14 protein-coding genes are annotated in these 15,531 nt (G+C 28.6%); 13 read left to right on the top strand and 1 reads right to left on the bottom strand.

Annotation, left to right across the window (positions count from 1 at the left end; translation table 4 throughout):
- Positions 1-124: 124 nt before the first annotated feature.
- Complete coding sequence (locus JV122_RS03930) at positions 125-283, bottom strand: DNA cytosine methyltransferase (protein ID WP_205843212.1); 159 nt, start codon at positions 281-283, stop codon at positions 125-127.
- Positions 284-447: 164 nt separating this feature from the next.
- Here JV122_RS03930 and JV122_RS03925 point away from each other — a divergent pair, with 164 nt between their 5' ends.
- The 13 genes from JV122_RS03925 to JV122_RS03865 all read left to right on the top strand — a co-directional run bounded on the left by JV122_RS03925 (position 448) and on the right by JV122_RS03865 (position 15,486).
- Complete coding sequence (locus JV122_RS03925) at positions 448-1,149, top strand: hypothetical protein (protein ID WP_205843211.1); 702 nt, start codon at positions 448-450, stop codon at positions 1,147-1,149.
- Between the two features lie 314 nt (positions 1,150-1,463).
- Positions 1,464-4,520, top strand: coding sequence for an OppA family ABC transporter substrate-binding lipoprotein (locus tag JV122_RS03920; protein WP_205843210.1), 3,057 nt, complete (start codon positions 1,464-1,466; stop codon positions 4,518-4,520).
- Between the two features lie 3 nt (positions 4,521-4,523).
- Positions 4,524-5,609, top strand: a complete 1,086-nt coding sequence (locus JV122_RS05095; protein WP_205843209.1) for an ABC transporter permease — start codon at positions 4,524-4,526, stop codon at positions 5,607-5,609.
- Complete coding sequence (locus JV122_RS03910; RefSeq protein WP_205843208.1) at positions 5,596-6,762, top strand: ABC transporter permease; 1,167 nt, start codon at positions 5,596-5,598, stop codon at positions 6,760-6,762. The genes JV122_RS05095 and JV122_RS03910 overlap by 14 nt, the downstream gene beginning before the upstream one ends.
- 1 nt (position 6,763) lies before the next feature.
- Entirely contained in the window at positions 6,764-7,822 is a 1,059-nt protein-coding gene (locus JV122_RS03905) for an ABC transporter ATP-binding protein (protein WP_205843207.1), read from the top strand.
- The gene (locus JV122_RS05090) at positions 7,815-10,172 is read left to right on the top strand and encodes an ATP-binding cassette domain-containing protein (RefSeq protein WP_205843206.1); all 2,358 of its coding nucleotides are present in this window, start codon (positions 7,815-7,817) and stop codon (positions 10,170-10,172) included. Before JV122_RS03905 ends, JV122_RS05090 begins: the two co-directional genes overlap by 8 nt.
- Positions 10,173-10,362: 190 nt before the next feature.
- The gene (locus JV122_RS03895; protein ID WP_205843205.1) at positions 10,363-10,590 is read left to right on the top strand and encodes a hypothetical protein; all 228 of its coding nucleotides are present in this window, start codon (positions 10,363-10,365) and stop codon (positions 10,588-10,590) included.
- A gap of 673 nt (positions 10,591-11,263) precedes the next feature.
- A complete protein-coding gene (locus JV122_RS03890) occupies positions 11,264-12,244 on the top strand; it encodes an aminoglycoside phosphotransferase family protein (protein WP_205843204.1) in 981 nt (326 codons plus the stop codon).
- Between the two features lies 1 nt (position 12,245).
- Positions 12,246-12,608 (top strand): HAD hydrolase family protein, encoded by a 363-nt coding sequence (locus tag JV122_RS03885; RefSeq protein ID WP_205843203.1) that lies wholly within the window; start codon positions 12,246-12,248, stop codon positions 12,606-12,608.
- The gene (locus JV122_RS03880) at positions 12,592-13,332 is read left to right on the top strand and encodes a sugar phosphate nucleotidyltransferase (protein WP_205843202.1); all 741 of its coding nucleotides are present in this window, start codon (positions 12,592-12,594) and stop codon (positions 13,330-13,332) included. Before JV122_RS03885 ends, JV122_RS03880 begins: the two co-directional genes overlap by 17 nt.
- A gap of 1 nt (position 13,333) precedes the next feature.
- Positions 13,334-14,437, top strand: a complete 1,104-nt coding sequence (locus JV122_RS03875; RefSeq protein WP_205843201.1) for a WavE lipopolysaccharide synthesis family protein — start codon at positions 13,334-13,336, stop codon at positions 14,435-14,437.
- Between the two features lie 67 nt (positions 14,438-14,504).
- Entirely contained in the window at positions 14,505-15,110 is a 606-nt protein-coding gene (locus JV122_RS03870) for a hypothetical protein (RefSeq protein ID WP_205843200.1), read from the top strand.
- Positions 15,100-15,486 (top strand): hypothetical protein, encoded by a 387-nt coding sequence (locus JV122_RS03865; RefSeq protein ID WP_205843199.1) that lies wholly within the window; start codon positions 15,100-15,102, stop codon positions 15,484-15,486. Before JV122_RS03870 ends, JV122_RS03865 begins: the two co-directional genes overlap by 11 nt.
- Positions 15,487-15,531 lie beyond the last annotated feature (45 nt).

Raw genomic sequence — 15,531 nt, 5'->3', positions numbered from 1 at the left:
TCATTGCAGATTATGTAAAATGATATAATGAAAACAGAATTCAATCAAAATTAAATTGAAAAACACCGCAGGAGTATTCTGCGATGTTAAATTCTTAGAAAATGTTAAAATTTTCTGTCCGCGTTTAAATTGCGTGTTTTTTAATTTCAGAAGAAAATACACATTTTGTTTTAAAACCAAGTTCATTAAAAGCCTTTTCAAAACCTATTCTAATTCCACCTAAACCTGCAAATAAATCAATAAACCTTATTTCTTTAGATTCTGCTTTTTCTTTGTTACCCATCTTGCCTCCTTCAAATTTTATTCATTAATATTATTATATTTTAAAACACAAAGATTACTTAATTATGTTTTAAAAAGTAATATAATAATTAAAAGAAGAACTATGAATTTTAATTAAAATAAAACTTTTATACAGGATTTATGCATATTTTAGGAGTTTAAGAAATGATTTTAACAATAATTTTTAGCATATTAACAGCAATAGAACTTCCAATGTTTTATATAATTTACCAAAACTTTAAATTCATGATAATTTCAAGATCTTATAAAAACGATCCATCCCTTTATAAAGCTTTTAGATATTTCATTTTTAAAAAGACAATTAATGCAAAGATTTCTGTTATATTACACAACATAATTTTTATTGCTTTTTGGTTTGATTTTTTTGTTGTGTTTGATTGATTAAAAATAGAGTTTGATCTTGCGAACGCTATTTCTTTTAGTATTTGAATATTTTGCAATGCTCTTATCTTTTTTGTAAATATGCACTACTCTGCTGTATCGGCGGATTATTTAATTAGAATAACTCGCAAAAGAAGATTACAAGAAAAAGAAGTCATTGAAGAATTGAGTGAGTTTATTAATCAACTAAAACAAAAACAACTTAAAGTTATTATTAAAAACATCGATCCAAAAGATAATCAAATAATCATCAAACTAACTGAAATAGTCAAAAATTCAAAGCAAAAAGATTTATTAACACTAACTAAAGAGATTTTGATTTATTGCAAAAAATTAAACCCAAAAATAAAAGTCGAAGCTCAGGTTCAACAACAAGAACAAGAAGAAAATCAACAAGAACAAACTAACTACAACCTAAGTCACTATTTTCTAGCTAAACTGGAAATTCATAACCAAACAAGCTAAAAAACAGAAAAAATAAAGGATTAAGTCTTCATTTTAGTTCATAATTTATTACAAAAATGCTTTTTTGCTTGTTAAAAAGAAAAAAGTTAGTATAATATTAAACAAATCACGAAAGGAAACAGAATATGAGAAACAACGATTCCCGTAAGATGGCTAAAATGAATAAAACCGCTTTTATTATTAAAAACGTTGTTTTTGCTTCTATTTCCTAAAAGTTATTTAAATTTAATAGATATAATAAAACTTAAATTAAATCTCTTTATGGAAAGTGCATAAAGAGATTTTTTGTGATTTTAAACAAGAAAGGAAAAAATATGAACAAAAAGAAATTACTGCATATTTTAGGTGCTTCAGCTGTGATTGGTTCTTCCATTCCGTTTGTAATGTCTTGTACATTAGTTGAACCTGTGTATGAAAAACAAGAATATGTTTCTATAGTTGATGCCGCTAATACAGCTGCTAAAAAATTCGATCACGACTATTCATATAGTTTAGGTGAAATTACTACAGATACTTCTTATATCGTGTCTAATGGATTTGTTGGTACAGAATTCAAAGGTGAACCAAAATACGAAATTAAAGAAAACAAAAGTTCAGATTCTACATCAATTAAAGAAAGTGACTATATTTTAATTTCACCTTCTTATACTTGAAGAACTTTAGTTTTAGCTGAAAAATTCATCCTGTTTGATAAAGATGGAAACAAATCAGAGTTTGATAACGACAAACACGAAGTTGGAGAAGTAGCTGAAGGTCAAAAACCAGACAATCCTTTAGTTCAGCTAACTTCAAACGATCTAAAATCAATTAATAACTCAAACTTCAACCAAAAACTAGCTGATGCTGTAAAAATGCAAGTTGTTGTTAAAAAAGGTCTAAAATGAGTAAACAATAAAGGTGAACTAACAAAATACGACATTGTTCCTGAAGATTTCTATTATGGATGAATGAGAAAAGAACTGTTTGACGCAGGTTTTAGACACAAACATGGTGGTTCAGAAGCTATTGATACAGGAGTAATCAAAGAGTTTGCTTTAGGTTCAGGAAGTCAATTTGATCCAGGTTCTCACATTTCAAACGACTATTTATTAAGAGTTTTTGGAATAAATAGAAAAACTCTAAAAGATGAGAGCAAGTTTTTACAAAAAGTAGAAGGAACAGAAGAAAAAGCAATTACTTTTGAGTCTTTACAAGATGGAACAGAAGCCAACTTTTTAGGTTTCTTTGACAAAATTCTTCACAACTCCACATACTTTAATGCTGTATCAAGTCAATTCATTGATGAAAGAACTAAAAAAGACGTTGATTCTTTAGCTTCAAATGCTTCAGTTGAAGATGAAAAACTAAAACACGGTAAAAGAGGAGAAACAGGAGATGCACTTAAATACGGATACTACTGATATGGTCAAGAATACGACACAGATCAGTTATATGCATCACCTTATTTACCTTCTTTAATTGACACAAACAGAAAAGAATACATCAGAAACCCTCACTATGCTCAAACAGGTTGAAAAGAAAAAGAAAGCTCTGCTCTAAAGAAAATTATTCAAAAATACAACGCATATCCAGACAAAGAGCAATACAACAATGCTGCCTTTAAAAACTTCCAAGAAGGTTCAATCTCTGTTATTGGTTTCAACACTTTAAGTGAAACAAACAAATCAGCAATCCTTAAAGATCCTTCAAACATTCACTTTAGATCTACACAAGACAAAGGAAAATTAATTGGTGATTTATTTAGAGATGTTATTCCAGGGCCGATCAATTTATTAGAAGCAGGTACAGACTTTAACAACGGAACAGCAGAGAAAAAATACTACTTCAACGAAACTTTTGCAAAACTAATTCTAAACACAGATAAAAAGACAATTGCAAATGGACTTGCTAAACCTTATGACTACACATATTCACAAAGAAACATTGCTTTCTGAAGTATTGTTGACAACGCATGAAACCAATATGCTTATGTAAGAGGTCTTTCACAAACAGCAGCTCCATGAGTTGGAATTTACAGTCCAGATGACAAACTTGGTGGTTCAGAAAACAACAATGACACAGCAAGAAAATTCTATGAAGACATCAATAAAACCTTTGCAGTTGACAAAGACGGAAACAGATTCTATGAAAAAACAATGGACGAACAAAGACTTCACTATTTAGCAAACTTACAAAGCTCTGATCTTCAATTCCAAGCTCCAAACTTTGACAAACTTAAAAAAGCAATGAAAGAGTTATTGGATGACTTCTATGCACAAAACAACATTCCAGCAACAGAAAAAATCGAGTTTTCACTAAACAACAGATATAGAAACGAATCATCTAAAAAACAAACAACACTACAAGCAGTTGCAAAAGCAATTAACGCACTTGATCCAAGACTAAATGTAATTGCTCAAGTTCCATTTAACCCAGCAGACGTTTGAAATGCACTTATTTTAGGAGCTTCAGGAGCTCAAATTGGTGGTTGATCAAATGACTACGAAGGAGCAGGAACTGTTTTAGATGGTATTTCTCAAATGGAAGGCCCAGGATTCTATTTAGCAATTCCTAAATTTGCAGAACTTCCAGAAACAGATCCTTTAGTAAAAAGCTTCCCTGTTTTCTATAAATACTCAAAAGACTTTGTTGCAGAACTAAATAAAGAACAAGACAAAGAAGGATTTTCTAAAAACTGAGTACCAGTTTCAGACTGAAAACTTGCAAACAACTCATACAACGTTAATGTTCTAAAAGTTTACTATGACTACAAATATGACACAGAAGCAGACGGAGTTACTCCTAAAAAAATAAATGCAGATGGAACACCAGTTGCTACAAAAGATGACAAACAAAACATTGTTTATAAATTTGACTCAAACGGAAATCCAATTGTTTTAGCACCTTACATCTGAGAAAAAAATAGTGCAGGTAAATTAGTAAAAAGAAACCTAAAACCAGAAGAAATTAAAGGTGGAAATGGTGAAAACCAAATCAGAAGTTTCATTAAAACACCTATTTTCGTAAAAGATGACAAAATTTATGTAGATGAAACTATAACAAGAATTGCTAAAAAAACAGATGAATCTGCAGAAGACAAAACTGAAGTGTTTAGCCACAGACTCAACAAATGAGTAGAGAAAAAAGACTTAGAATTTACAGAATTTACTGCTATTTTCCACAGTAACTACCAAGGAAAATTAACAAACCAAGAACTAATCGAACTTTCAAAAGAAATGAGAACACTAAATGGTATTTACCCACAAGAACAATTTGCAGTTAGTTCAGGAACTCCTTCTATTTCAGTTTGAAATAAAGCAATGCAAGTTCCTGTATCAGAATTTTCATATACAACATATGGAAGTATAACTTTTAATAAGGAGGCAAAATAAAAAATGTGAAAGTATTTCTTTAAGCGTCTAGGACTTGCTGTAATTACTTTCTTTATCATTATTTTTATTGTTTATATGCTTCAAGCATCATTTGGGAACAACCCATTTGCTGAAGATGCACTAAATGCTAAAGGTAGTGGAAAAGGAACAGCTGAGTTAATAGACAGAGCAGCTATCAACGGCCTGAATCGTCCTTCTATAGTTAGATTCTTTAATTGATTCTGAGATTTCTTCTTCAGATTCGATTCCGGAGTCATCTATTCAGATACATCGGACTACAAACACAACATTCCAAAATTATTCTTTGAACCTCTTAAATGAACTATTTTAGTTTCATTACCAGCCTTTATATTAAGTGTTATTATTGGAACTACTTTAGGAGTTGTAGCAGCTTACAACAGAGGAAAATGAGTAGATAGTGCAATTACAACATTTGTTACAATCTTCATCGCCCTTCCTTCATTTGTTATTGCTCATTTAATTGTTCTTGTAACTTCTTCATTAGGACTTCCTTTTGAATTTAGAGATCCAAGGGATGCAAGCGGTCTTTTAACTGCTTTATCTCTTGTAACACCTGTTATTGTCTTTACTTTATCTTCACTAGCAGGTTATACAATCTTTGTTAGAAACCAAGTAGTTTCTGTATTAACATCAAACCAAGTGTTAATTGCTAAAGCAAAAGGACTAACAAAATTCGAAATTTTCAGAAAACACGTTTTAAGAAACTCACTTGTTATTCTTGTAGGAATCTTAATTTTCTCTTACATCGGACTATTAAGTGGAAGTATTATTCTTGAAAAATTCTTTAGAATTCCAGGGTCTTCAACAATCATCGTTGCTTACACTCAAAAAGGAGAAATCAACGTTATTATGTTCTCACTGGTCTTCTTTACAGCCCTTTCATTAGTGACATTAATCATCGTCGATATGTCTTATGCTTGAATGGACCCAAGAATCAAAATTGCATCAACATCACAATCAAAAAACTACTTTGGTCTATTCAAAAAACACCTCAACAGAAACAAACAATTTAAATCTCAACTACAGCAATCTAAAAAAATAAAAGGAGACTCAAATGGAACAGAATAGAAGAACTTTAGATTTCCAAAAGAAATATAACTTTTCTAACAATGATAAAGAACTACTGAAGTTTTCGAGTGTAAACAAAGATGTTGTTTCATCACAAGCCACAGGAAAACCTTCAAAACTCTTTATTGACGTTTTAAAAAGATTTTTAGCAAACAAATTTGCTGTAGTTGCTTTAATTATCTTCTTTGCACTATTAATTACAGCTGCAATTTCTTGAGGTGTTTCACCCTTTTCTACAACAGAAAAAATCTCACAAATCGACACAAGTTTAGTTACAGAACTAAAACCAAGCTTTTATGGAGATGTTAACCTTACTTTAAGTACAGAAAAACTAAACGAAATCTTATCAAAACACCCAGAATTAATCATTGGTACTCCTAAATCTTTAGGACCACAACAATGATTAGTAACACTAAATCCTTACAAAGTGATCCAAGCTCTTGAAGGCGGAACAAGACAAGTTAATGCCATCATGGGTACAGACTCATATGGTAGAGACATCTGATTAAGAACTTGAGTAGGAACACTAAATGCTGTTGGAGTTGCTTTTGCAATCGCAATCATCGAAACAGTTATTGGAGTTGCTATAGGAGCTTTCTTAGGATTTAATGTTGGTAAAAAAATTGATACTTTAGGACTAAGATTAATTGAGATCTTTAACGCAATTCCTTGAGTAGTTCTCTTTATTATCCTACTTGGAATTTTTGGAACAAACTGATTCTCAATTATTTGAATTCTTGCGCTAACAGGATGAACTGGAGCAGCAGATTCAACAAGAACATTCACAATCACTGTTAAAGATGAAGAATATATTTATGCTTCACAAACAATTGGTGCTTCAAAATTAAGACTAATTTTTGCACACGTTTTACCTACAATTTCAGGTAAATTAGCTAACAGTTTTGTTTTAAGAATTACAGCAGGTATCCAAGCGATTGCTGGTATTGCCTTCTTAGGATTCTTACAAGAATCTGTTTCATCATCACCTAACTTAGGTTTATTAATTACATCATCAGCTACACTACTAAACACAAACCCATGAGCACTTGCTTTCCCTTCATTAATTCTTCTAACAATTTCACTATCACTAAGATTTGTTGCTTTAGGATTCCACGACGCACTCGATCCTAAAATCGTAAAGAAAGGTTCTTAATATGGAAAATCAAAATTCACAAGAAATACTATTAAGAGTTAAAAACCTTAGAGTTTCTTTTAAACAAAAGAAAAAATTTATCAACATCGTTAGAGGAGTTGATCTAAAAATCAAAAGAGGAGAAATTGTTGGACTTGTAGGTGAATCTGGTTCAGGAAAAACAGTTACTTCAAAAGCGCTTTTAGGAATCAATGAGCTTGCTTATACAAAAAGTGATGTAATGGAAGTATCAGGAATTGATATTTCTAAGTTTAAAAAAGACAAAGAATGAGTCAAAATAAGAGGTAAAAAAATTGGATACATTCCACAAGACCCTCTTACAGCACTTAACCCTACTAGAACTGTAGGAAAACAACTATTAGACGTTTTAGTCAAAGACCCAAGATTCAAAACAAAAGAAGAAAAAATAGACTATTTAGTTAACCTTTTAGAATCTTTTGGAATCAGAGACGCTAGAGCAAAATTTAATCAATATCCACACACATTCAGTGGAGGTATGAAACAAAGGGTTGTTATTGCCATGGTAGTAGCAGCTCAACCTGATTTAATTATCGCTGACGAGCCTACTACAGCACTTGATCCAACAGTTCAAGCTTCTGTATTAGCTCTGTTTAATGACATTAGAGAAAAATACGGAATCTCCATGATTTTCATTTCTCACAACATCTCAGTTATTGCAAAATTTTGTGATTACATTTATGTTTTATACGCAGGAAAAGTGGTTGAAAGAGGAACAAGAGAAGAAATTTTCACAGACCCAAGACACCCTTATACTTGAGCACTAATCAGTGCGATTCCTGAAGACAAAAACCAAAAACTATACAACATTAAAGGTACACCTCCAGACATGGCTAATTTACCTGCCGGAGACCCATTTGCACCTAGAAACGACTATGCTCTTGAAATCGATTTTGAAAAAGAGCCGCCTTTAATTGAAGTTACAAAAACACACGCAGCAGCAACTTGACTACTTCACCCAGATGCTCCTAAAGTAGAACTAAGTGAGCAACTAAAAAACAGATTATCACTATTTAGAAAGGTATTTGAGCAAAATGATTAATAAAGAAAATGTTATTTTAGATGTTAAGAATCTAAAGAAATACTTTTATAACAAAAGCGGTATTGTTAAAGCTGTTGACAAAGTTAATTTCAAACTTTTTGAAGGTGAAGTTTTAGGTCTAATCGGAGAATCTGGTTCAGGTAAAACAACAATCGGACGTTCACTAGTTAGACTTTATGAAAACTACAATGGACAAGTAAGACTTTTAAATAAAATAGTTTCTGGTAAAAAACTTTCAAGAAAAACAAACAAGTTCATGCGTAAAAACTTACAAATGATCTTCCAAGATCCACACGCATCACTAAACGGACAAAAAAACGTTTATTCAATTCTTAAAGAACCTCTAAAAACAAACAAAATCATCAAAGATGACTTAAAAGACATCTTTGCTGATTGAAAACTTGTTACTCAAAACTTCAAATATACCTTTATAAAAGCTTTTAAAGAACAACAACTAAAAAATGCACTAACTACTTTAGAAGAAGCAAATCTTTATTTAGGACTGTGAGATCACTTCAAAGATTTTGACTTTGATAAACTTGCTGAATCTAACAGTGATGAAGATATTTTCAATGCATATTTTGTGTATTTAGGAAAAAGACAATTCCACGAATCAAAAGCAATTAACCAAATGTACAAAGGTTCTTCACAACTATATTCTTTTTATTTCCAAAAACAAAAAGAATTTAGAAATGGAGAACTAAGCTATGACGAAAAAGCGCTTGAAGAATCAAGACAACAACTTAAAAAAGCTGAATTACTAACTAAATTCTCACCTCAAACAATTCAACTAAAAGAATTATTAGAGCAAAAAACACAGCAATTAAAAGACTTTAAAGCAACTAAACAAGAAGAACTAACAAACTCTCAAAACTTCTTAGACAGCAGTGTTTTTGAGTTTAAAAGTGAATATCTTTTAAACAAAGATAATGCCCTAAACTCACCTGATTTCCAAAACTACTCTTTCTTTATGAAAAGAGCTTTTGTAAACAAAATTGCAAAAAGATTACTACAACGTAAAAAACACGCACTTGACTTTTCTAAAAACATTTTCAGATGACTTTCATTAGAAGAAATCGAAGAAATTGTTGAAAAACTAAATGTTTTCAACAAAGAAGTAGTTGAAAAATTCGAAAATTCATACATTAAAGTTTTAGATGAGCAAAACAACTTTGAAACAAAGCAAACTCTTTTTGCTAAATTTTCAAGAGAATACTCTAAACTCGATCTAAAACCTTTTATAAACACAGCAAAACAAAAAGAAAAACACTATAACTCAACAATTGCTCTTTTAGAAAAAGAAATTGCTTCGATCCAAGATTTAATCAAACAACAAGACAACAAAATTGATCCTTACTACACAGCTTCTTACAACTTAACAAAAGCTGTTCACAAGAAAAATGAACACGTTTTCAAACACGAATTAGATGCCTTTGTTGCTGATTTTAAACTTTGAGAACAAGAAATTGATGCCAAAATTTTAGCTGCTCAAGAGCAACTAAAAGCAATTTCTAAAAAACAAAAAGATCTTGACCTTCAGTTTATAACAATCCACAAAAAATTCCTTGTTTGATTAGAGAAAAAACTTCTTGCACAACAAAAAGACAAAGAACACTCAAAACACATCATCAAACAATATGCTCAAAAAGTGGAAGAAAAATTAGGTGTTGTTAAAAACTTTGGTTTAGAAACAAAACTAATTAATAAAAACTACAACAGAATTGCTTATCTATTTGGAATCAAAAAGACAACAATTTTAGTTCTTAAATCAATTATTAAAAGAGCTATTAGTGATGAATTGATTTATGGTGCTTTAGAAGAAGTTGGTCTACTAAGACAATTTGCTTACCGTTATCCACATGAATTCTCTGGTGGACAAAGACAAAGAATTGTTATTGCTAGAGCACTAATCAGCAAACCTCAAATCATTATTGCTGATGAACCTATCGCTTCTTTAGATATCTCAATCCAAGCTCAAATTGTTAACTTACTAAAAAGTTTAGTTGAGAAAAAAGGAATCGGAATGATCTTCATTGCTCATGATTTATCAATGGTTGAGTACATCGCTGACAACATCATCATCATGCACCTTGGGAAAATTGTTGAAAGAGGAAAAACAGAGGAAATCTACAAAGATCCAAAACACCCTTACACAATTAACTTATTTGATTCTATTCCTAAAATGTCAAATGCAAACGAGCCTTTCAAGGCTTCAAGCTTTGAGCTAGATTATCTAGAAGAACAAAGATTCCCTAATGAAGTAGTCGAAGGTCTTGTAAACGATTCTCAAAGCCACAAACTTTATGGAACAGAAAAGCAACTAAAAGCTTGATTAAATAAAAATGAATAGTATTATAAATTTTATTAAATTTAAAATTATTAAAAAACCTACAATTTACAATTATATTGTTATTGTCTTTTGAGCTATTGTTTTCATTGTTTTATTTAGTTTAATGACCTTTAGTTTTAACAAAATATATTGAGCAAACAGCTTGCTTACAACATCCTTTTTAATTTATTCGATTTGTATACTAGCACTTATGATTAAATGAGGATTATTTGACACAACAACTAAAGGAATAAAAAATTACTCTATTAAAAGAGAAAACAGAATATTAAAAGAAAATAGAATGCCTCAAAAAGAATTATATTCAATTAAAGACATAGCAGAAATGCGTAGAAGAAAGTCTTATATTGATGTTTTTGTTGGTTCAATTGTAGCAACTATCACACTAATAATTTCGTTAATATTTATCAATATTAACTAAACCACTAAAGATGCTTATGCATCTTTTTTTATTCAAGTAATTTATCTCAATCTAGCTCAACTAATACTAAAATATTTTCCTAAAACACCTGTTTGAGCTGTATTTTCGGAAAAAATAGCCCCCAAGTGGGAAGTCAAAAATAAAATCCATAATATTTAGAAATTTAATTTTTTAGTGCTTTAAAGTTGCTGCAAAAATGAAAAAACAATTTATAGATAAAACACGTGCTTTGCTATTTGTATTTTGATATAAATTAAGTTTATAAATATTAAATTAAAGAACCAAAAGAACACTGTAATTAAGGTATATTTTAGTAAATGTGATAAAATTAATATTGTAATATTTAAGGAGATGTGAGTGCATGATAAAATTTAATTAATGTCATGATAAGCTAGATAGTAAATTCGTGACAGAAAAATTTGATTACAAACAAGAAAATCGTTATTATACTCAATTAATTTCATTAAGAGCAATTACATTTTTGCTATTTAAATTTCTTGTCAAGTTTTTCAGGCTTCCTAAAAATATTCAATTTAGCCTTATTTTACATTAATTTTTAAATTAAGTATATAATTAATACTGATTTACAATACCTTTATTTTACAAATATTATAATATATATCTATATATATAACCGATAACTTAATTTTAAGGATGCAGATTACTGCTTATTATGAAAGAAAACAATAATTTTTTAACAAGACATTTTAATAAAATAAAAAAGATTTCAAATTCTAAAATATCAAAATTATCTACTCATAAAGAAAAATTAAAAGATGAATACAATTGATATAAACAATTACCATCTAATTTAAGAAAATACACTCCAGCTATTTTTAGTTTTTATGAAAAAGATGAATACTGTGAAATGATAATGGAATTAATACCATTTGAAAATTCATTCCAAATGATTCTTAATGAAAATAAATTAGAAACATACTTAAAGTTACTTACTTTATTTTTTGATTTTTTAGAAGAAATTAAAAAGACTGAAAAGAAAAAAGAAAACTTTGATGATATTCTAATAACAGAATTCATTTACAAAGAAAAGACAATAGATAGACTTAAATGAATAAACGAGGAAGAACTTTTAAATGGTTCTTTTGAAAAAATTATTTTTAATAACAAAGAACTTCTTCCTTTTTCTTCGATTGAATCTGAAGTATTTAAATTAATAGATGCTCTACTTATAAATAAATCAATCACTTCAATCGTTCACGGAGACTTTTTCTTAAGTAATATTTTAGTTAGTCCTCAAAAAGAAGAAATAAGAGTTGTTGATCCGAGAGGTCGTTTTAGTAGTAAAAATGTTGATATTTACGGAGACTTAAGATACGATATAGCTAAATTGAGTCATAGTTTTAGAGGACACTATGACTGAATTGTTGCAAATAAATACTGATTTAAACAAACAGAAAATCGTTTTGAACTTAAAGAAGAGTTAATTTTAAGTCATTCTGATCAAAAAATTATTGATGAAAAATTTAAATCAATAGTACAAGATGTTTTTGGTGTAAATTATCAAGAAATCCTCTTAATAGAAGGATTGTTATTCTTAACAATGATTCCTCTACATGCAGAATCTATGGAACACCAAAAGATTTTCTATTTAAAAGCTGTTGAAATTTTTAACAAAATGCTTAACAAGGAGTAATATGAGAATAGTTATTGATTTAGATGGAACAATTTGCGAAATTAAAAAAGAAAATCAATCATATTCAGAAGTAAAAGTTTTACCAGGTGCTAAAGAATTTATAGATGAAATGAAAGCAAAAGGACACACAATCGTTATTAACACAGCCAGAAATATGCAAACTCAAGAACACAACATCGGAAAAGTTATGAAAAATATAGGCCTAATTACACTTGAGTGACTTAAAAAAAATGAAATCTATTATGATGAAATATTTTTTGGTAAGCCAAATGGAGATGTAACTATTTGTGACAGAACCATAACATTTAGAGGGTGAGATAAAATAAACGAAAGTGTTCTTAAAGAATATGCAAAAGAAAGATAAAAAACTCAAAATTGTTATCTTAATGGCTGGTGAAGGGCAAAGATTTAAAGATGAAGGATTTAGTGATCCTAAGCCTTTTATAGCGGTTAAAAACAAAACTTTTATAGAATGAACTCTTTCTTCGTTTGATAAAAAAAATGATTTTTTATTAGTGACAAAAAATGAATTTCTAAATGATTACAATGATAAATTATTAGAATTAAAGACAAAATATAGAAAATTAGATGTTATTGGAATAAAAACTCCAACAACAGGAGCAGCTTCATCTGCCTTAAATGTTTTCGGTCATGTAGATCTAGATCAACCTATTTTATTTGTGGATGTAGATAATTTTTATCTAGACAAAGAGGCTCAAAAATTTGTTGATTTTTCTTTAAATCAACAAACAGATGGCTCTCTTTCTGTTTTTGATTCAAATGATCCTAAATTTTCTTTTATTCAAAAAGAAAATGATTTAGTCTCAAAAACAGTTGAAAAAGAAGTTGTTTCTAATCATGCGATCTCTGGACTATATTTCTTTTCAACTGCAAGAGACTTCTTTAAATACAATTTAGAAATGCATGCTTTAAAAAGAATGACAAGAGGTGAATTTTATATTTCAAATATTTATAATTTAATGATAGAAGATGGTAAAAAAATTTCTTGATTCCAAATTGATAAAGAAAAATACCTATCATTTGGAACGCCTATTCAAATGAAGGAGAATATAAATAAACTTAAATAGTATGAATATAAATAAATTAGACGAAAAAGATATTACTTTCCTTTTAAATGGAAAATATGATCAATATACAAAAAAATCAATACTATCAATTAAAAAACATTATCCTGATGCAAAAATTATAGTTTCATGTTGAGAAAACGATCCAATAGATCAAAATCCAAACGTTGACAAGTTTGTAGTTAATGAAGATCCTGGAGGTCTATATTACAAAAAAAGTACATCTAAATTATTTAAGCAAAGTTTAGATGTAGGAGTTAATCACAATCGAATTTCTCATGCAGTAAAAGAAGGTTTAAAACACGTAGAAACAAAGTATGTTGTAAGAATGAGAAATGATTTAATTTTCCTGAACAATAATTTACTAAATGACTTTTTTTCAGTTTTTTCAAAAAGAGACAACGAATATTCTCTCTTTAAGAATAGAATAGTTGTTAGTTCTTTCTTTTGTCAAAATTATAACTTTTTACTTACTGAAAGAAAAATCAACTACATGTACTTTGCGGTATCTGATTGACTGCATTTTGGTTTTACAGAAGATGTGAAAGAATACTGAGAACCTGTAGAACAAATAGAAGATTTAGAATCTTTTGCCTTTGAACATGGAAATAAATCTTTTTTCCCATTAACAGAATTTCCAGAAACTTACTTCACAAGATTTAGCTTTAAACAAAAAACCAAAAAGACAATTTTTGATGTTCCTTTTGGAAATGATGAAAAGATTAAAAAAGAGGGAGATAAATATTTTTATGAAAATTTTATTCTCTTGAGTCCTAAACAATTAGGTTTTTATAATGCTAAAAAACAATACAAAATTATTAGTAGACACCTTGGAGAAGATTTTGGAAATAGAAGGTATATAGATTTCTTAAAATACTATATTAATCAGTACGAGAAAGAATGACAAATTCAGAAAAGAAATATATTTGATTATTCAAATAAAATGAAGTTAAATAAAGAGTTGCCTAAATCTGATTTTCTTTTTCTTTTATCAATGTCTTTTTGATTTATAAGATACCAATTTAGGAAAATACTTGTGCTTTTATTTTACAAAATATTCTTTGTATTTTCATTTAAGAATATTTTGCAACTTAAACAAAAGAAATAATTTCAAGAATAGAATTTATCATTTATAATTTTATTATAGATATATTTGAAATTTTGGAGGAAAATAAATGGAAAAACACATTTGCATTGTACTTAATGAGGCTGAAATAATTCAAATAAAGGAAAAGTTTTTAAAATTTTTAAGGAAAAACTCACAATTTTTTCTTAAAAAATGACATATGAAAGCATTTTGAAATGCATTTTTATTAGATGAAAACGTAAAGGAAGAAGAAAAGATTTATAAAGAGTATTTGTTTTTCAGAAGTTGATATCATGAACATGAAGAACAACTAGATTTTGATTTTTTTGACAATATTTTTCTTGATTTTATAGCAGCAAATAGCAATGAAATAGAAGCAAACAATAAGTCCAACTGAGTTAAAATATTTTTAAAAAATTGAAAAATCTTGTATTCTCCAATAGCAGTACTCATTACTGTTTTTTGAGCTGCTTTTTTCCAAAAAATACTTGCAAATAAGTGAAATTCACAAGAACACAATTTTAATTTTTTAACAGATAAAAATAATTTTCGTTGAAATTGAGGAATTGAGTTGCATATTATTATAAACACTTCTTTTGTTATATTACTAATTTCAATTGTTGCATTAATTGCAATTTGTATTTTTAAAAGAAATTTTTTCAAAAAAAGTAAAAGAGGTAAAAATGAAAAATAATACGAATCTTTTTTATGAATTAAAGCAAGAAGTAGAAAAAGAAACAGAAATTTCTAATTCTAAAGATAACATAATCTTAACACAAGAATCAAAAGAAGAAATATTTAAAAATACTGATTTTTGAAAAGAACTTAAAAATACAATAACTATTGAAGAGGAAAGAAATAAAGCTTCAAAATATTGAACAAATGTTTATTTTGCGTTGAAAGACAGTATAAAACATTCTAAAAAAGAAAGAAAAAACAATTATCTCGTTTATATTTTGTTTGGCTTTGTAGGATTAACTATTTCCGTTCCTGTGTTTCCCAGTTTAGGCAAGAAACAAGAAATATCACTTTTTTACAAAAGTTGATATTTTTTTATAACAGCACTTTAGATAATATCTCCATAAATTCTTTATACAATAATTCTTCTTCAAGGT

The sequence above is a fragment of the Mycoplasma procyoni genome (assembly GCF_017052595.1).
Classification (GTDB): Bacteria; Bacillota_I; Bacilli_A; order Mycoplasmatales; family Metamycoplasmataceae; genus Mesomycoplasma_A; species Mesomycoplasma_A procyoni.
This window is presented reverse-complemented; position numbering and strand designations above follow the sequence as displayed.